The 18,009-nt window shown below is 54.5% G+C and carries 19 protein-coding genes; 14 read left to right on the top strand and 5 right to left on the bottom strand.

The window, feature by feature from the left end:
• The first annotated feature begins 33 nt into the window (after positions 1-33).
• The 6 genes from glnA (at position 34) to VK738_02660 (ending at position 6,929) form a co-directional block, all read left to right on the top strand.
• Positions 34-1,455 carry a type I glutamate--ammonia ligase gene (gene glnA / locus VK738_02685; protein ID HTD21530.1) on the top strand — a complete coding sequence of 474 codons (1,422 nt, stop codon included), beginning with the start codon at positions 34-36 and terminating at the stop codon, positions 1,453-1,455.
• A 251-nt stretch (positions 1,456-1,706) separates the two neighbouring features.
• Entirely contained in the window at positions 1,707-2,879 is a 1,173-nt protein-coding gene (locus VK738_02680) for a Re/Si-specific NAD(P)(+) transhydrogenase subunit alpha (GenBank protein ID HTD21529.1), read from the top strand.
• A 13-nt stretch (positions 2,880-2,892) separates the two neighbouring features.
• Positions 2,893-3,189, top strand: a complete 297-nt coding sequence (locus tag VK738_02675; GenBank protein HTD21528.1) for an NAD(P) transhydrogenase subunit alpha — start codon at positions 2,893-2,895, stop codon at positions 3,187-3,189.
• Positions 3,186-4,580 (top strand): NAD(P)(+) transhydrogenase (Re/Si-specific) subunit beta, encoded by a 1,395-nt coding sequence (locus VK738_02670; GenBank protein HTD21527.1) that lies wholly within the window; start codon positions 3,186-3,188, stop codon positions 4,578-4,580. Before VK738_02675 ends, VK738_02670 begins: the two co-directional genes overlap by 4 nt.
• A 48-nt stretch (positions 4,581-4,628) precedes the next feature.
• On the top strand, positions 4,629-5,090 hold the full coding sequence (locus VK738_02665) for a Fur family transcriptional regulator (GenBank protein ID HTD21526.1): 462 nt from the start codon (positions 4,629-4,631) through the stop codon (positions 5,088-5,090).
• A 183-nt stretch (positions 5,091-5,273) separates the two neighbouring features.
• Entirely contained in the window at positions 5,274-6,929 is a 1,656-nt protein-coding gene (locus VK738_02660; protein HTD21525.1) for a SpoIIE family protein phosphatase, read from the top strand.
• Here VK738_02660 and VK738_02655 read toward each other — a convergent pair.
• From VK738_02655 to VK738_02645, 3 genes are all read right to left on the bottom strand, one after another.
• On the bottom strand, positions 6,926-8,176 hold the full coding sequence (locus VK738_02655) for an inner membrane CreD family protein (GenBank protein HTD21524.1): 1,251 nt from the start codon (positions 8,174-8,176) through the stop codon (positions 6,926-6,928). The two genes, VK738_02660 and VK738_02655, sit on opposite strands and share 4 nt — an antisense overlap.
• Before the next feature lie 79 nt (positions 8,177-8,255).
• A complete protein-coding gene (locus VK738_02650; GenBank protein ID HTD21523.1) occupies positions 8,256-8,636 on the bottom strand; it encodes a transcriptional regulator in 381 nt (126 codons plus the stop codon).
• Positions 8,629-9,264, bottom strand: a complete 636-nt coding sequence (locus VK738_02645; protein ID HTD21522.1) for a hypothetical protein — start codon at positions 9,262-9,264, stop codon at positions 8,629-8,631. The genes VK738_02650 and VK738_02645 overlap by 8 nt, the downstream gene beginning before the upstream one ends.
• A 143-nt stretch (positions 9,265-9,407) precedes the next feature.
• Here VK738_02645 and VK738_02640 point away from each other — a divergent pair, with 143 nt between their 5' ends.
• Positions 9,408-10,388, top strand: a complete 981-nt coding sequence (locus VK738_02640; protein HTD21521.1) for a glycosyltransferase family 2 protein — start codon at positions 9,408-9,410, stop codon at positions 10,386-10,388.
• A gap of 52 nt (positions 10,389-10,440) precedes the next feature.
• Here VK738_02640 and VK738_02635 read toward each other — a convergent pair whose 3' ends face one another.
• A complete protein-coding gene (locus VK738_02635; protein HTD21520.1) occupies positions 10,441-11,394 on the bottom strand; it encodes an SDR family oxidoreductase in 954 nt (317 codons plus the stop codon).
• A gap of 123 nt (positions 11,395-11,517) precedes the next feature.
• Here VK738_02635 and VK738_02630 point away from each other — a divergent pair, with 123 nt between their 5' ends.
• Positions 11,518-12,708, top strand: a complete 1,191-nt coding sequence (locus VK738_02630) for a pyridoxal phosphate-dependent aminotransferase (protein ID HTD21519.1) — start codon at positions 11,518-11,520, stop codon at positions 12,706-12,708.
• Between the two features lie 367 nt (positions 12,709-13,075).
• Complete coding sequence (locus VK738_02625) at positions 13,076-14,188, top strand: D-glycerate dehydrogenase (protein ID HTD21518.1); 1,113 nt, start codon at positions 13,076-13,078, stop codon at positions 14,186-14,188.
• 24 nt (positions 14,189-14,212) lie between these two features.
• On the opposite strand, the gene purQ is transcribed toward VK738_02625, so the two are convergent.
• On the bottom strand, positions 14,213-14,908 hold the full coding sequence (purQ, locus tag VK738_02620) for a phosphoribosylformylglycinamidine synthase subunit PurQ (GenBank protein ID HTD21517.1): 696 nt from the start codon (positions 14,906-14,908) through the stop codon (positions 14,213-14,215).
• A gap of 125 nt (positions 14,909-15,033) precedes the next feature.
• On the opposite strand from purQ, the gene VK738_02615 reads away from it, so the two are divergent.
• From VK738_02615 to VK738_02595, 5 genes are all read left to right on the top strand, one after another.
• The gene (locus VK738_02615) at positions 15,034-15,567 is read left to right on the top strand and encodes an AI-2E family transporter (GenBank protein ID HTD21516.1); all 534 of its coding nucleotides are present in this window, start codon (positions 15,034-15,036) and stop codon (positions 15,565-15,567) included.
• A 98-nt stretch (positions 15,568-15,665) separates the two neighbouring features.
• Complete coding sequence (locus VK738_02610; protein ID HTD21515.1) at positions 15,666-15,872, top strand: hypothetical protein; 207 nt, start codon at positions 15,666-15,668, stop codon at positions 15,870-15,872.
• 144 nt (positions 15,873-16,016) lie between these two features.
• Positions 16,017-16,763: a YebC/PmpR family DNA-binding transcriptional regulator gene (locus tag VK738_02605; protein HTD21514.1), complete on the top strand. Its 747-nt coding sequence runs from the start codon at positions 16,017-16,019 to the stop codon at positions 16,761-16,763.
• Between the two features lie 162 nt (positions 16,764-16,925).
• A complete protein-coding gene (locus VK738_02600) occupies positions 16,926-17,591 on the top strand; it encodes an acyloxyacyl hydrolase (protein HTD21513.1) in 666 nt (221 codons plus the stop codon).
• Between the two features lie 107 nt (positions 17,592-17,698).
• Positions 17,699-18,009, top strand: a 311-nt coding sequence (locus tag VK738_02595) for a hypothetical protein (GenBank protein ID HTD21512.1), incomplete at its 3' end; no start/stop codon positions are given.

Below are 18,009 nucleotides of genomic sequence, written 5' to 3'. Positions count from 1 at the left end.
AAATTCAAAACTATTGATACGGGGGCGAATGGAATGACACCTAGTGAGGTCATAAAATTCATTAAAGACAAAGGTATCCAGGTCATTGACCTGAAGTTTATAGATCTTCCCGGTCTCTGGCAGCACTTCTCAGTCTCAGCAAAAGAGTTTGACGAAAGCGCCTTTACGGATGGCGTTGGCTTTGACGGATCCAGCATTCGTGGTTTCCAGGAGATCCATGAAAGCGACATGCTCCTGTACCCGGACCCGGACACAATCTTCATAGATCCATTCACGGCCGCGCCGACGCTGAGCATCATCTGTAACGTCGCCGAACCAATCCACAATAAACCTTATACCCGTGATCCTCGCCACGTTGCGCTGAAAGCCGAAGCACATCTCAAGGCCATCGGCCTTGCCGATACATGCTATTTCGGGCCCGAAGCGGAGTTCTACATTCTCGACAGCGTGCGCTTCGACCAGTCTTACAACTTCGGTTACTACCACATTGATTCCGAAGAAGGATTCTGGAACAGCGGCAAGGAAGGCGCGGACGGCAAAAATCTGGGATACAAGGTGCGCTACAAGGAAGGCTACTTCCCGGTTCCGCCTATGGACAAATTGCAGGACGTCCGTTCCGACATGATGCTGACCATGGAGAAAATCGGCATTACGGTTGAAGTGCACCACCATGAAGTCGGCACCGCAGGCCAGACAGAAATTGACATGAAGTTCGATACCTTGACCAAGATGGCGGACAACGTGCTGAAGTATAAGTACGTCGCCAAGAACGTTGCTCACAAGCATGGTAAGACCGTTACCTTCATGCCCAAGCCACTGTTCCAGGACAACGGTTCCGGCATGCACGTCCACCAGAGCTTGTGGAAGGCGGGCAAGAACCTGTTCTACGGCAAAGGAGGCTACGCAGACTTGAGCGAGATGGCCATCCACTACATCGGCGGCCTGTTAGCGCATGCCCCGGCGTTGTTGGCCTTCTGCGCACCGACGACGAACTCGTATCGTCGCCTGGTGCCCGGCTACGAGGCTCCTATCAACCTGATGTACTCGCAGCGCAACCGCAGCGCCTGCGTCCGCATTCCGGTGTACTCGAAGAGTGAGAAGGCAAAGCGTCTTGAGTTCCGCTCGCCCGATCCTTCAGCGAATCCGTATCTGGCACTGTCCGCTTTGCTCATGGCTGGATTGGACGGCATCAAGAAAAAGATCGTGCCGCCGACGCCCATTGACAAAGACCTGTACGAACTTGAGCCAGCTGAGAAGGCCAAAGTCAAGGCTGTACCGGGATCTCTGGGCGAGGTGCTGGATGCCCTGGAAGCAGACCACGAATTCCTGCTCGAAGGTGGTGTATTTACCAAAGACCTGATCGAAACCTGGATCGAGTACAAGCGCAAGAAAGAGCTTGATCCGGTGCGGTTGCGTCCTCACCCGTGGGAGTTTGCCCTGTATTTCGATATTTAAACCGCTTTTCGGGAATCCAGGGTTCGAGTCTATGCCTCGCACGAACCCTGGATTCTTTTTATGCCCGCTTTCCCAAGCATGTTCCCGGCGGCAGGCTTTATACAATAGGCCTTCTGGTACAATCCATTCCGATAAAATTTAACAGCGGGGTAATGAGACCTCCCTTTATACTTTGTGATTCGTGTCACGTCGGCGGTGTACGACTCAGGTATGATGAATAGTTTGCTGCAAGTAAAGGAGGAACACTTCCGGTGGCGCTAACGATTGGTGTGCCTGCCGAGACTTTTCCGGGTGAGCGTCGGGTGGCAATGACACCACGCGCCATGGAAACTCTGGCCAAGAGCAGTGTCGAATTCCTCATTCAGCCAGGCGCCGGCGTTCCTGCCGGTTTTCCCGATTCGGAGTACCAACAGAAGGGCGCACGTATAGCCAAGGACCGCGCCGAGGTGTTCGCTTCCGCCGCCGTGGTCTTGCAAGTACGCACTCCGGGAGCCAGTCCTGAAGCCGGCCGTGCTGACCTGCCTCTATTGCGCTCTGGCCAGGTGCTGATTGGCTTTGGAGAGCCGCTTAGCGCTGGAACGGCATATGCCGAGCTGGCCACGCGGGGCGTTACCAGCTTTGCCATGGAGCTTATCCCGCGCATCACCCGTGCGCAAAGCATGGACGTGCTTTCATCCATGGCTACCATTGCCGGCTATAAGGCAGTCATCATGGCCGCTGATGCTCTCCCGCGCATGTTTCCCATGCTGATGACCGCTGCCGGCACTATCACTTCGGCGCGCGCTTTTGTGCTCGGCGCAGGGGTCGCCGGATTGCAGGCCATTGCTACGGCCCGGCGGCTGGGAGCAGTCGTACATGCCTACGATGTGCGTAGCGCTGTGCGGGAGCAGATTGAAAGCTTAGGGGCGAAGTTTGTCGCCGTCGAACTGGATGCCGCCCAGGCAGAAGACAAAGGCGGTTACGCCAAGGAGCTGGGCGAAGAGTTCTATCGCAAGCAGCGCGAGCTTCTTACCGAGGTCGTGCGTCAGCAGGATGTGGTCATCTCCACCGCCGCGGTTCCCGGCAAGAAGGCGCCGATTCTCATTACGCGCGACATGGTGGCCGGCATGACCCCGGGGTCGGTCATCGTGGACCTGGCTGCGGAGCGTGGCGGGAATTGCGAGCTTACGCAGCCCGGCCGCACCATCGTCGAAGGTGGAGTGAGCATCATGGGTCCGCTCAATGTTCCTTCTTCCATACCGTTTCATGCCAGTCAGATGTATGCCCGCAACGTCGCCACATTCCTGCGCCACCTTATTAAAGACGGCGCCGTGAACATTGACCAGCAGGATGAGATCACACGCGAGACGCTGGTGACGCACGGTGGGGAAGTGGTCAATCCACGCGTGCGCGAGTTGCTGGGACAGGCAAAACAATCGTCATAGGAGGAGTCATCCGGTGGAACATCTTGATCTATCGTTAATCATTGTTTTCATCTTGTCAGGGTTTCTCGGCTTTGAGCTGATCAAGCGGGTGTCTCCGCTCCTGCATACTCCGCTGATGTCGCTGACCAATGCGCTCGACGCTATCGTTGTGGTTGCCGCCATCATCATTGCCGGCCGGCATGAAACCAGTCTCTCGACCACGCTTGGATTGATTGCTATAGCGGCTTCCTTCAGCAACATGGTCGGCGGGTTCATTATCACCGACCGCATGCTGCACATGTTCAAGACCGGAAAGGCGAAGAAGCAATGAATCCTGTGGCGACGCAGCAGCTCATTGATATCACCTACATCGTCGCGGTCGTGGGGTTTATTCTCGCGCTCAAATGGCTGAGTTCCCCTGCCTCCGCCATGCGCGGCGTTCTCATTGGCGAGATTGCCTCCGGCCTGGCTGTCGTAGCCACGCTCTTCGATCCCCAAGTCTCCCACTACAAATGGATCATCATCGCTTTGATCATCGGCGCGGCTGTTGGTGTGCCTCTCGGCATGGTGAAAACCACCGCTGTGCCGCAACGGACAGCCTTAAGCCACGCCTTCGGCGCCTTGTCCGCCGCGATTATTGGCATCGCTGAGTATTACGTGGGTATCGGTGCTCACAACCTCAGCCGGTTTCAGATGGTGGAGATCGGCCTGGAAGTCATCATCGGTTCGCTCACAGTCACCGGCAGCTTGATCGCCGCAGGCAAATTGCAGGAAATTCTGCCGCAGCGCCCCATTACATATAAAGGACAGAACTTCGTCAGCCTCTCTGTGCTCGGCACGGCGATTATCCTGATGCTGATTCTCGTAATCCATCCGGAATACACGCACGTCTTTAACGCCATGGTGGTCGTTGCTCTGGTCTTCGGGGTCATGCTGGTCACTCCCATTGGCGGTGCCGACATGCCCACGGTCATTTCGCTTTTGAACTCGTACGCGGGCTTCTCGGCTGCCCTGCTGGGCCTCGTGCTCAACAGCAAGGTGCTGGTCGTGGCCGGCGCTCTCGATGGCGCCTCCGGTTTCATTCTGTCGGTCATCATGTGCAAGGCCATGAACCGGTCGTTTACGAATGTGTTGTTCGGCGCCTTCGGGCAACTGCAGGTTTCCGCCGCCAAGGTCGAGCAGAAGCCGGTGCGCTCGGCTAGTCCGGAGGAAGCTGCGGAGATGCTCAATTCTTCCCAGTTGGTGATTGTAGTTCCCGGATATGGATTGGCGGTGGCGCAGGCGCAGCACAAGCTGCGCGAACTATACGATTTACTCACTAAGCGGGGCGTGGACGTGCGCTTTGCCATCCATCCGGTCGCCGGACGCATGCCCGGCCACATGAATGTTCTCTTGGCCGAGGCCGACATTCCTTACGAGAAGCTGTTCGAAATGGATGACATTAACGGAGAGTTCCCACAGGCAGACGTCGCTTTGGTAATCGGCGCCAACGATGTCACCAACCCCGCCGCGCGCCACGACAAGGGCAGTCCCATTTACGGAATGCCGATTCTCAATACCGATCAGGCGCGCACCGTGATGGTCATCAAGCGCAGCATGAACCCAGGCTTCGCCGGTATTGATAACGAGCTCTATTACCTGGATAAGACGCTAATGCTCTTCGGCGACGCCAAGGCGTTCCTCACCAGTATTGTGAAAGAGCTGTCGGCAGTGCACGCGTAAGCTAACCCCAAAGCGTTGCAGTCAAAATTGTATTTTTAGGTGCTTGCCATGGAACAACTGGCTCCCAGGAAGAACCTGCGCGATGAGTTGACCGACCGGGGCGTGCGTATGACGCACCAGCGCGAGATTGTGCTGGAGTTGATCCAGGCATCCTCACGCCATCTCGACGCGGAATCGTTGTGGAAGCTGGCCGTGCGCAAAGACCCACGCATTAACCTGGCGACGATTTACCGTACGCTTACGTTACTCAAGCGCTTTGGCCTGGTGGATGAGCTTGACCTGATGCACATCGAGGGAGAGAAGCATTACTACGAGGTTACGCGCCTGCGCAGCCATATTCATCTGGCCTGCTTTCGTTGCGGGGAAATCCAGGAATTTCAGACCCCACTTTTCACAAAACTCTGCGAGCAGGTGGAACAGGAGTGCGATTTCGGCATCAAGACCGGCCGGCTGGAATTTGGCGGGGTGTGTTCCAAATGCCGCCAGAAAGAACGTCCAGGCGCGGATTAGTCATCGCAATACAGATCATACGAAGCAATGATTAAAAATTATTCATCTGCCCGAACTGCGTTCTTATCTCCGCTAGTTACCCTTATTGGCATCTACTAGGCCCAAAAAAGAATAAAGCAACAAAATCCTGCAGGCGGTTGTGATAAGCTCTGGCCAAAGGCCTTTTTCCAGAGAATAAGCAAGATGTCCTCCAGTGGCGCTGTTTCACAACCTACATCGTCTGCGGGTGCACGGCCCTATCTGCTGTTGATCAGGGATGGCAAACAGCAGACCGTTCCCATTGAGGGCACGCCCCTCTCCATCGGCAGAAGGGCGAACAACCATATTGTGTTGAAGAACCCCCACGTCTCGCGCGATCACGCCACCATCGTGCAGGAGCTGAATGACTACTACCTCATAGACCACGACAGCAAGCATGGGACTTACATCAATGGGGAGCGCATTCAGCGCAGGCGTCTGGAACCGAACGACCGTCTGGAGTTCGGAGTGCCTGCTGCCGGCTTCCTGATCTTCAGCCCCGATAAACCCACGTCTACCACCCGCGAATTCCTCAACCAGGTGACGGCGCTTCCCGGACACGCCCCGAAATCCGACCTGGAGATGTTGACGTTCTTCCTGGAAGCCGCCCGCAAGCTCAATACCGCCGGCGTATTGAAAGACGTGCTTTTAACCTTGATTGACACCACGCTCAAGCTGACGCGCGCCGAGCGTGGATACGTATTTCTATTGGATGAAGAAGGCCAGCTCAAGCTGGCGGTAGGGCAGAATGCGCAGGGCGTTCCCTTAACGGACGACGGTACCATCTCGCGTTCATTGCTGGAAGAGGCGGCAAACACGACCTCCGAATTTCTGGTGCAGGATGCGCTCAAATCCAGCCAGTTGACGCAGCGCAGCAGCATTGTGGCCAACGAGCTGCGTACCATCATCTGCATTCCGTTGCGCAAATCCAAGCTTCGTGAAAAGAAAGCTTCTCAGGCCAACGTACCCGAAGAGTGTGCGGGAGTGCTTTATCTCGACAGCCGCACGATCGGTACCGATTTCTCCGCTACGAACGGCGATGTTCTGCGCGCCATCGCTACGGAAGCGGCTTCATTATTGGAAAACGCCAAGCTGGTGCAGGCGGAAGAAGAGACGCGTAAGGTGCAGCAGGAGCTGAACATTGCGTCTTCCATCCAGCAGCGCCTGATGGCCGTCAACATTCCTGAACTGGGTTTTGCTACGGTGCGCGCGCGCAGCATTCCCTGCAAAGAGATCGGCGGAGACTTTTTTGATGTGGTTATGACCCGCGACGGCCTGGCGGTGATCGTGGCGGATGTTTGCGGAAAGGGAATTTCCGCCGCCTTGCTGGCCTCGATCTTGCAGGGCATGATCTACTCCCAGCTCACCAATAACGTCACGCTTCCCGAAATTATGAAGGCGACCAACAGCTACTTGTGCCAGAAAAACCTGGATGGCAAGTTCGCAACCGTGATCCTGACCCGCCTTACCCGCGAGGGCAGTTTGGAATACATGAACTGCGGGCACGTCGCGCCGATCCTGGTAAGAAGCAATGGCGCTTCGCGGCTGGAAGATGCTTCGGTGCCGGTTGGTCTGATGCCCGATGCGGTCTATGCCAGCGCTACGTTGAAGCTTCAACCCGGCGACCGCATTGTGCTCTTCAGCGATGGCATCACCGAAGCGCAGAATGCTAAGGGCGAATTCTACGGCGATGAACGCCTGCAGGCCGCCGCTACTTCGCATTCTCCGGTGGAAAATCTTTTGCAAAGCGTCATCCAGTTCTGTGCGGAGTCGGCCTTTGAAGACGATTGCACCGTGGTGGATCTGGTTTACAAGGGCTAAAGCGTTCTCGCCACCGGCTTCTGCTCCGCAAACTTCTCCGACCAGCGAATTCTTCCCGTCATCTGCATCACAACAAAGAGCGTCACGATAGCGCCGATGGTGATGGTCAATCCTGTAAGTCCCTTGAAGAAGAAGGCATAGGAAAACAGGATGAGATAGACAAACTGCGCCAGTCCGGCTTCCACCGCGGCAAAACGAATTCCAACTGCCAGCCGCAGATAGCTGATGACCAGAAACATGGAGACCAGCGAACAGATAATGAACGCCAGGTGCAATGAAATCAGGTCTGCCGTGTAGGCCAGCAGCAGATGAAAGGCAAAGAAAGCGCCTGCGAGGAAGAAATAATTCATGGGATGCAGGTCAATCCCGCGCATTGTGGTAATGATGAACATCAGAAAAAAGAAGAAGAACAGCGACACGGGAGCAAACAAGCTGATTTGTCCGGCCAGCGGTCCGGGCTGCAGCTTTTGCGGCATGGGCATGCCGATGTTGAATCCGGAAACCAGGTTGTTGTAGGCCCAGGTCAGGTTCCAGCCTTTGTCCGTTGCCTGCTTCTCGGTGGGGGAAAGCGTGTTCTCCGGGAAATCTATCTCTTTGAAGTCGGTGGTCATGTGCAGGCGAAATTTTCGCACCTGCGCCACACTGCCGCCAAAGCTGTAGTACCAGCTCGTCAGGCCCTGCGAGCGATAACTCACACGCAGGCGGGCATCGCTCCCAGCAGGGACGGAAGCGGTTGCCGTGGCTACGCCTTCCTCGTTGGTTACAGACGCGGGGACGTCATTGATGGACATCACAAAATCGTCATAGATGGCCTGTTGCGCGGGAAATTTGACGCGGAAGAGTACAGTTTCTGTCTGGCTGCTGGGGTTGTGAAAGTCAAACGTTCCGCCAAAGGTGACCTTGTAGAGGCTGTACCAGAGCAGCCCTTTCTGGCGATATTCAAGATTTAGGTTGACGTCAGCGTCGGTGCCATTGAGGGGAAGGGAGATCTCTGAGGGCACGGTCTCGGTATGCTCCGCGATTTTGCCATCGGGCAATGTGTTTTGTACCTTTTTCGTCGTCAGGACTGTGTATACGGCCGTTGGCGGCGTCTGCTCCTGAGGACTGCCCCAGGTGGAGGCTACCTGCTCTTGCAGCCGCTTATCCACATCATCGGTGCGGTAAAAAATTGTGGCGCCCAAAATCATCCATGCAATCGTGGCGCAGACGAAGATTAAGATCAAAGCCAGTATGCGTCGTATTATCATAAGTTTTCTCAGAAGTACTTTACACGGTAAAGTATGATAGCCAAACTACCGCGCCGTTTTATCGCATTGCAATTGCAGTCTAACTTTCAGCCGTTAAAGTACGCAGGGAAAGCCGCGCGTTTGCCGCAGATTTGCTGTGCTGCGAAGAATGCGGCAGCATCTCTGACAAGACTTCCAGATAGTCTTCGAGCGCCGCGCGACCGCGTGCCGTGAGCTTATAGGTGGTCTTGGGTTTGCGGCCCTCAAAGCGCTTGACGCAGGTGATATATCCCGCCTCTTCCAACCGGCGCGCTTGCACGCTGAGGTTGCCGTCGGTGGTCTGCAGCAGGTCACGCAGCTCGGTGAAGGTCAGCGAGTCATGCATGGCCAGAGTGCACACAATTCCCAGGCGGAGGCGCTCGTGAATAAGCTGGTCCAGATCGGATGGAGCCGGCGGGGAAGAGCGTCGGTGTTTAGCCATCGTGCCTCCAATGAATATAAGCGCCAAAGATGATGTGCAGCATGCCAAAACCTGCTGCCAGCAGTGCCAGGCCTGCCGAGGCCGGCAGAAAAACCGCGGATAACGCCAGCACAAGAAATGAAATACCCATCCACCGGACGGGAGAGACCGACATCACACCCGCAGCCGTAAGGGCGGCGCCGTAACATCCCAGCCAGATCACAGGTAAGAATTCGGGATTCTGGGCGCGAATAACAGCGGCACTCAAGATTGCCCCCAGTGCCATAGGGGCTGAAAACGGCCAGAGGGCTTTGCGCAGGACCGGCGACCAGAAAACAAGGCCGGTGTGTCGCGATTTGCTGGCCATGCTGAAGGCAGCGATTGCGGCAGAGAGCACCAGCAGGGCCGCCCAAACCACCAATGCATAGCTGTGGTAGGGTTGCGCGCCGGCTCCCCAGGGGGTTCCAGTGATTCGGACATTTACAAGCACCGCGGCCAGCGCCAGTACGCCTACAAAAAAGATCCCGCTGCCAGAGACCGTGCTGAGTCGCCCAGCCGCATCCAACGTGCGGCGGATATACAGCAGGCTGTCTTGCGGGTTGCCGCTGTGAATCAGGTTCTCATCCAAATCGTTGTTCAGTCTGGCCATACGATAATGGCATCATGCCGCGCATTGACGAAAATGTCAAGTACTTTATACAGCAAAGTATTGTTAACAATCAGCGTACCTTATTCTTTAAATCCAGAAATTCAGGGGAGAGGAAAAACAGGCGCAAGGTATAATCAAAGGTCGTGATTAAATATTCAATTGTCGTACCGTTTCACAACGAAGAAGAGAACTGCACCGAACTCTATGACCGGCTGAAGGCCGTCATGGAAACCACCGGCGAAGACTTTGAAATGGTCTTCGTGGATGACGGCAGCCGCGACCGCACCTTCAGGGCACTGCAGGATATCGCTTCTGTGGATAGCCGCGTGGTGGTGGTGAAGCTGCGCCGCAACTTCGGGCAGACCTCCGCGCTGGCCGCCGGCTTCGATCATGCAACCGGAGAGTACGTGATTGCCATGGATGGCGATCTGCAGCACGATCCCGCCGACATTCCTCTGTTTCTTGAGAAGCTGGCCGAAGGGTACGACATCGTAAGCGGATGGCGCAAAACCCGCGTGGATAACTTCTGGCTGCGCCGCATTCCTTCCCGCTGTGCCAATTGGCTGATGGCCAAGCTCAGCGGGGTTGATATCCATGATTTTGGTACTACCTTCAAAGCTTACCGGCGTGATCTGATTGATCGCGTCACCTTGTACGGCGAGCTACACCGCTTCATTCCAGCACTGGCTTCGTGGCACGGCGCCACCATCTGCGAAATTCCTATCAAGAACGTGAACCGTGAACGTGGAGTCTCGCACTACGGAATCTCTCGCACATTCCGCGTCTTCTTCGACCTGCTGACCATCAGATTCTTGCTGCGCTATCTTTCCCGCCCGCTGCATTTCTTCGGCACCATGGGCATGCTGGGCATTCTGACCGGGGCAGCCGTGGCAATTTACCTTGCGGTGGATAAATTCTTCCATAGCACCGCTGACATGCAACAGCATGGGCCCTTGCTGGTCTTTTCCGCGGTACTGATTCTGGCAGGTGTTCAACTGCTGGCGCTGGGACTGTTGGCTGAACTTCAAGTCCGTCACTATTATGATCCGCCTCGCCGTACGCCCTATTCGGTGGATTTAGTGTTGCGGACAGAGAAGAACGAGCAATCTACAGTCTCTGAATAACGCGTGACTTGAGTTATCGGGCAGAAACTTTCTCCAGGCTGTCGGCCTCTTTCTACTGCCGGTACCAATCTACCGTGCGCCGAAGCCCTTCTTCAAAAGAAACCCGTGGTTGGTACCCTAACAGTTTTTGTGCAAGCGAGATATCCGCCAGCGAATGCTTGATATCACCGGTGCGTTCAGGGCCGTATATGACATCTCCAGTGAAACCAATGATGTTCTTCAGAGTTTGAAAGGTCTGGTTCAATGTAGTGCGCTGGCCGCAGGCGATGTTGAAAACTCTGCCTGCCACCTGTTCGGCAGGGGCGGCACACGCCAGCAGATTGGCGGAAACCACATCAGCTATGGAAGTGAAATCGCGGCTTTGCTTGCCATCGCCGTGAATCGTTGGCTGCTCGCCGCGAAGCATCGCAGTAATGAACTTGGCCATGACTCCAGAATATTGCGAAGTCGGGTCCTGGCGGGGTCCAAACACATTGAAGTAGCGCAATGAGACCGTGGGCAATCCGTAAACGCGGTGGAAGCTCTGCATATAAAGCTCGCCTGTCAGCTTCGTGACCGCATAAGGCGAGATCGGCAAGGGCAGCATGGCTTCATGTTTGGGCAGTGTGGGCGTATCACCATAGGCAGAGGAAGAGGCGGCATAAACAATGCGCTTCAATCTTCCGTCGCTTTGCGCTGCCTCGCGGGCAGCCACCAACAGATGCAACGTACCGTCAATGTTCGATTGGTTGCTGCTGATAGGATCAAGCACCGAGCGTGGCACAGAAGGCAGAGCGGCTTGATGAAGAATGTAATCTACTCCGCTGCAGGCAGCTTTGAGTGCAGGTGAAGGTTCTCTCAAGTCCAACTCGTGCACATCAATTCGGCCTTCGATCCCGTTGAGGTTGGCGCGTTTTCCAGTGGAAAAATTATCAATGCCGCGCACCTGTTCGCCGCGCTGGACCAAAGCATGCGCCAGCGAAGAGCCGATAAATCCTGCAACTCCGGTGATTAGATAAAGAGCCAAGCATCTAAAATATTACAAGAGATTTTACTTTTTGTTCTACTGGTGGTGGCTGCGGTATGCTGTTCTTTGAGCACGATCCTGCGGAAAGTCAAAAAATAGGGACAACCAACCCCCTTTTCTGTCATGAGCAAAGCCATACAGCATGAGTTGCGCCTGGCCCGGCGGATGTCACGCCTGGGAACCGAAACCGCCTTTGATGTCCTGGTCAAGGCAAGAGCCCTGGAGGCACAAGGCAAAGACATTATCCATCTCGAGATCGGCGAGCCCGACTTTGATACCCCAGCGAATATCATCGGCGCGGCGGTCCAGGCTCTGAATAATAAATGGACACATTACGGCCCCTCCGCAGGTCTTCCCCAATTGCGCCAGGCCATTGCGGAAGATGCCGGCGGCCGCCGCGGAATCAAGATTGATCCTGCAGAGGTTGTTGTTGTTCCTGGTGGCAAACCCATTATTTTCTTCTCGATGCTGGCATTAATTGAAGAAGGAGATGAAGTCATATATCCCAATCCGGGCTTTCCTATTTATGAGTCCCTCATTCATTTCCTGGGGGCCAAAGCCGTGCCCATCCGCCTTCGCGAAGAAATGGATTTTGCCCTTGATCCCAATGAATTAACCGACCTCGTTACCGATAAGACCCGGCTGATCATCCTGAACTCACCCCAAAACCCAACCGGCGGGGTGCTCACTGAACGCGACGTTCGCCAGATCGCCTCTGCCATCGGTGACCGTGACATCATGGTTTTGAGCGATGAAATTTACAGCCGTCTGCTGTTCGAAGGGAAGCATTTTTCGATTGCGTCAATGGACGGCTGGAAAGAGCGGACTATCCTTCTGGACGGCTTTTCCAAAAGCTACGCTATGACCGGATGGCGCATGGGTTACGGCATCATGCGGGCAGACCTAGCCACTCACGTTGCGCGCCTGATGACCAACTCTAACTCCTGCACCGCCAGCTTCACCCAGATCGCAGGTGTAGAAGCTCTTCACGGCGACCAAAGTTCTGTAGACGAGATGTGCGCTGAGTTCAAACGCCGCCGTGATGTCTTTGTTGAGGGCGTTAACCGTATTCCCGGGTTTTCCTGCCGTTCGCCCAAAGGCGCGTTTTATACCTTCCCCAATATCACCAGGACTGGCTGGTCTTCGGGAAAGCTGGCAGATGCGTTGCTGGAGCAGGTCGGCGTAGCGTGTCTCTCCGGTACTGCCTTTGGCAGTTTTGGCGAAGGCTATTTGCGGTTTAGCGTGGCCAACTCGGTGGAGAACATCCAGAAGGCCCTGGAGCGTGTTGAAAGCTGGGCCCGAAAAAACCTTTAGCTGTTTTAGCATTTCTGAGAACCGAGAACTGCTTTTTGATATCAAACTGGTATCAAACTCTTGGTTTTTGAGCAATTGTCGTTCATCATTGGCTCTTGAGGTGTGTCTGGCGCTCAACAATAAGTGGGACGTAAGCGCTGGATTGCATGAATAAGAGGTCGGGGCGGTGTGGTTTTTACAGTGCGAGATAAAGGAGATATGTATCATGACCGACTCAATACAGTAGCTGAGCAAGTGGTGTTGTATTGTGTTGTATGTGCTTTAATTTCAATGACTTACGCTAAAAATAGACTTGCTGAGCTGGTACTCCACCCCCCGTGACATGCGGGCGGTAAAGGCGGTGGAGCCGAGAGCAACGAGTTAACTTATGGCTAAACCATTTCGCATATTCGCTACCTGCCACATCGGAGACGAAGCGCTCGACGTTCTTCGCCGTCGCGGTTATGAACTTGAAGTCTATCCCGGCCCGGACGCTCCGCCCAAGAAACTCATTCTCGAAAAAGTTAAGCAGGGAATTGATGGACTGATTACAACCCTGCGTGACCCAATTGACGCCGAGGTCTTCGAGGCAGGCCGCGGTCATTTGAAAGTTGTCTCTCAGCTTGCCGTTGGCTTTGACAATATTAACCGCGCCGATGCAAACCGCTACAAGGTACCTTTTACCAACACCGCCGATGTTCTTACCGATGCCACCGCCGAATTCGCGTTTTTCATCATGGGAGCTCTCGCCCGCAAACTCTGGCCCAGTGAATTATTGGTTCGCGAAAACCGCTGGGGGGCCTGGCATCCCTTTTTGCCGTTTCTGGGCGACGAAGTGACCGGCAAGACCATCGCGATTATCGGCACCGGCCGCATCGGCCAGGCCATGATCAAAAAGTGCACCGGCTTCGATATGAATATCGTGTGCTACGACCCGGATTACCACGATGAGCAGTTCGTGAAAAAAATCCAGGAGCTCATGAATTTTCGCCATGAGCGCGGATTGCAGAAAAATAAGACGGAAATCAAATACGTTGCTTTGGAAGAGGCCCTGTCGCAAGCTGATTACGTCAGTGTGCATGTTCCCCTGATTCGTCCGGGAGAAGGCTCGTCTCCGACCTTGCATCTCTTTAACGAGCGCACCTTTCACATCATGAAGCCCACGGCATACTTTATCAATACCTCACGCGGCCCGGTTGTAGATGAAGCCGCGCTTGCACGCGCCCTGTGCGAGAACTGGATTGCTGGCGCTGCTCTCGATGTCTATGAAAAAGAGCCCTTGCCTGCGGATTCACCTTTGCGCGATCCGGCGATTGCCGATCGCTGCGGGCTCTTCCATCACTTTGCCAGCGGCGCCAGGATCACACGCCTTTCTGCCGATCCCAATAAGGGAATGGCGGGCCGCTGCGTACAGGGATTAATCGACGTTCTGGAGCAAAACTACGGTGGAGATATCACCAAGATGCCGTATGTGGTCAACAAGGAGGCTTTTTCAAGCTAATTGCCTGTTTATTTCTTGTTTATTCTATTTATGGACCAGCGCATTAATCATGGAATCGAAGATCTTAAACCCGTCTGCCGAGCCAAGCATGGCTTCGCTCGAGCGGTCCGGATGCGGCATCATGCCGCAGACGTTGCGGCCTTCATTGCAGATGCCGGCAATACTATCGAGAGAGCCGTTAGGATTGGCTGCAGCAGTAACTTCTCCATCGGGAGTGCAGTAGCGGAACACGATCCGGCGCTCGCGCTTCAGCGTTTCGAGTATTGGCCCATCGCAAAAATAATTGCCTTCCATGTGGCCAATGGGAATTTTAAGTACTTCGCCTTCCTTGCAGGCGCCGGTAAAAGGAGTATCGGCGTTCTCCGTGCGCAGATACACATGCTTGCAGATGTACTTCAGTCCTACGTTGCGCATCAAAACCCCGGGCAGCAGGCCGGCTTCGCACAGAATCTGGAATCCGTTACAGATGCCCAGCACCAAGCCGCCTTTGTTCGCGAAACCGGCGACCGACTTCATCATCGGCGCGAAGGCAGCAATAGCTCCGGTGCGAAGGTAGTCGCCATAGGCAAATCCGCCAGGGACGATGACCGCGTCGCAATTCTGCAGATCACTGGAGTCGTGCCACAGGAACGTGACCGGCTCCCTGGCCACCTCGGCAATGACGTTGTGGGCATCGTGATCGCAGTTCGAGCCGGGAAAGATGATGACACCGAATTTCATAAGACTACTTTAGCGTGGAAGAGGCGAGAATAACAATTGTCATTTTCTATAACGTCTATAACTGAAACTGAAAAGAAAACAATGGGAGTACGATGGCAGTAAGTATTCAAAGCATCTAAGTCTATATGGAAATCCTCTCCCATCTGCGCACCACTGGGACCGCCTTAAAGAACTGGTTCATTGCGCAGACCTATGATGCGCTCGCCGTAGGCGCTCTCTGGCTCATCGGACTTCTCATCGTCGGAGTACCCTGGGCGCCGTTGTGGGCATTTTTGGGCGCGGTCCTGCAATACATTCCTAACTTTGGTCCGGTGCTGACAGTCATATTGGCGGAGTTGGGCGCGCTGTTTACCGGCTCGGGCATGAAAATGCTGTACGTGCTCATTGTCTATGCAGTCATCGTGGTGGTGGACGGACTTGTTCTGCAACCCTACATTATGAAGCGCACAGCCAAGGTGCCGATTTGGGCTTCGATCTTTGTACCGATTTTCATGGGGCTTCTGTTTTCATTGGCGGGGCCCTTATCCTCATTTTTGGGAGTGTTGCTTTCTCCTCCATTACTGGCGATAGTCTTCGCCTATCGCGAGCGCTATCGCAATGCGCGGCTCAACCCAAAGCCGCCGGATGCGGCGCCAAATGCGAACGAAGGCGGGCCGTGATGTATCGGATGCTCCGCAATGAGACTGATCTCGCGAATCACGTTTCGACTCTAAAGAAATTATGGGAGTATTGAGCAGAGAATGGTGGGAGTGGCATCGTGACAAATGTGTATTTACTTTGGTTCGTACAGGAGCGGGACGACTGCGAGTTGCTCATTGGCGTGTACTCCAGCGAGTCGGAGGCAAAGGCAGCGATAGAACGTGTAAAAGACCAGCCTGGATTTGTCGAATTTCTCGAAGGGTTCCAAATTCATCCATACCAGTTGGACCGTGACAGTTGGACAAAAGGTTTTATTGTTGACTAATTCCGCCTGCTATCGGTTGCCGAGCCCTATCAATGAAAGCTTAGACACATGCTATAATTTCCGTTTGTCACAATGTCTACTCCTGTTAGCGGCTTCCGCCGCGCGGTGAAGTAAATTTCAAATTGAGAACGAAGAGGTTGCATCATGTCCGGCCATTCCAAATGGGCGACAATCAAACATAAAAAGGGCGCGCTCGACGCCAAACGCGGAAAAATTTTTACCCGCCTGATTAAAGAAATCACCATGGCAGCCAAGTCGGGCGGCGATCCGGAAAAGAACCCGCGCCTGCGTGGAGCAGTGGCTGCGGCCAAAGCCGAGAACATGCCGGCCGACAATATCAAGCGCGCCATTCAGCGCGGTACGGGCGAACTGCCGGGCGTGACCTACGAAGAGATCACCTTTGAGGGTTACGGCCCGGGTGGCGTGGCCATGCTGGTTGAGGTCTCAACTGACAACCGCAACCGCACCGTGAGCGAAATCCGCCATGCGTTTGGCAAGAACGGCGGCAACATGGGTGAAGCTGGTTCGGTCGCCTGGATGTTCCACAAAAAGGGCGACATCGTGGTCCCTAAGTCAGCGGCCACAGAAGATCAGCTCATGAACATTGTGCTGGAGGCCGGTGGCGAAGATATCCGCGATGACGGCGACGACTGGGAGATCATGACCGACCCCGCCAACTTTGAAGCCGTAGTCGAAGCCTTAAAGAAGGCCAACATCCCGATTACCATGTCAGAAATCTCCATGATTCCGCAAAACTACATCAAGCTGGAAGGCGCGCAGGCCAACACCATGATCCGCCTGATCGAAGCTTTGGAAGATCATGATGACGTGCAGCACGTTTACTCCAACTTTGATGTAGATGTAAAACAGTTGCAGGAAGCCGCCAGCTAGAACCGGCAAGAGTTTTCGTGAAAAGCCGCCCAATGTGGCGGCTTTTCTTGCTCTTCTGCGAACAAAGTCGACTCAGTTCCAACCCGCATTTTTCGCTCGCCAAAATTCCTCTCTACCTGTTAGATTTTCAAGCAAGCCTAAATTTACAGGAGACACCAACGAATGAAATTCGCCGCTTTTGTGCTTGTACTGTGCTCGGCCTTTGCCTTCGCCCAGGGAACAGACCCGAATGCCTCGCAAACCCCAACTTCGGAAAAAACCCAGAAGAAAGACAAGGAAAAAGCCCGCGACACATTAACCGACTCGTTGCCTGCAAGCTCACTACACAAAGGTGCATGGGATTTTGGCGTGTGGGGGCAGGGCGGTCATTCGGTGAGCGGCGGTGTGACCCACACAGGGGTTTTCGACGCCGGGTTTCGTCTGGGAAAAGTGCTCACGGGCCAGCACGGCAGCGGTCCACTCCGAGGAAATATTGAATATGCCGTTGATCTTATTCCCATTTACGTGCTCTCAGGCCCGGTGAATACAGCCTACGGAGGTTCCTTCAATCCTTTTGTGGCGAAGTGGAATTTCACGGGTGGCAAACGCTTTGCTCCTTACGCGGAGCTGGCCGGGGGCGTGCTCTTTACCAATACCGAGGTCCCATTCCGCACATCGAACATCAATTTCACCTCGCAGTTCGCCCTGGGGACCCATATCTTTACCCGCGAGAACCGCTCGATCACACTGGATGTCAGATACGTGCATATTTCCAACGCCGGCATGACCGTTCCTAATCCGGGCATCAACACGATTCAGTTTGGGATCGGTTATCACTGGATGAAGTAATCTTTGCTTTAGAGACGCAGCCATGGCTGCGTCTCTACATGCATTTCTATATACGTCTCCGCACATCTTCCTTGCATCGCTGATTCGCTCCCCGCTATGCTTGTTACATGTCCATGCTGGTCGAGTGCGTCCCGAATTTTTCCGAGGGACGTGATAAATCCAAAGTTGATGCTATCGTCGAGGCCATGAAGGTTGAGGGCGTCTATCTGCTCGACCGCGAGATGGATCCCGACCACAATCGCTGTGTGATTACACTGGTCGGCAATCGCGAAGCCATTGCTGAAGCGGCCATTCGCGGCGTGGGCAAAGCTGCCGAGCTGATTGATCTGACCCAGCATCAGGGCGCGCATCCTCGTCTCGGTGCGGCCGATGTGATTCCGTTTATCCCGATTGAAGGCGTTACCATTGAAGATTGCGT

The sequence above is a fragment of the Terriglobales bacterium genome (assembly GCA_035487355.1).
Lineage (GTDB): Bacteria > Acidobacteriota > Terriglobia > Terriglobales > Acidobacteriaceae > QIAW01.
The sequence above is the reverse complement of the archived record's forward strand: the minus strand, read 5'-3'. Positions and strand labels throughout refer to the sequence as shown.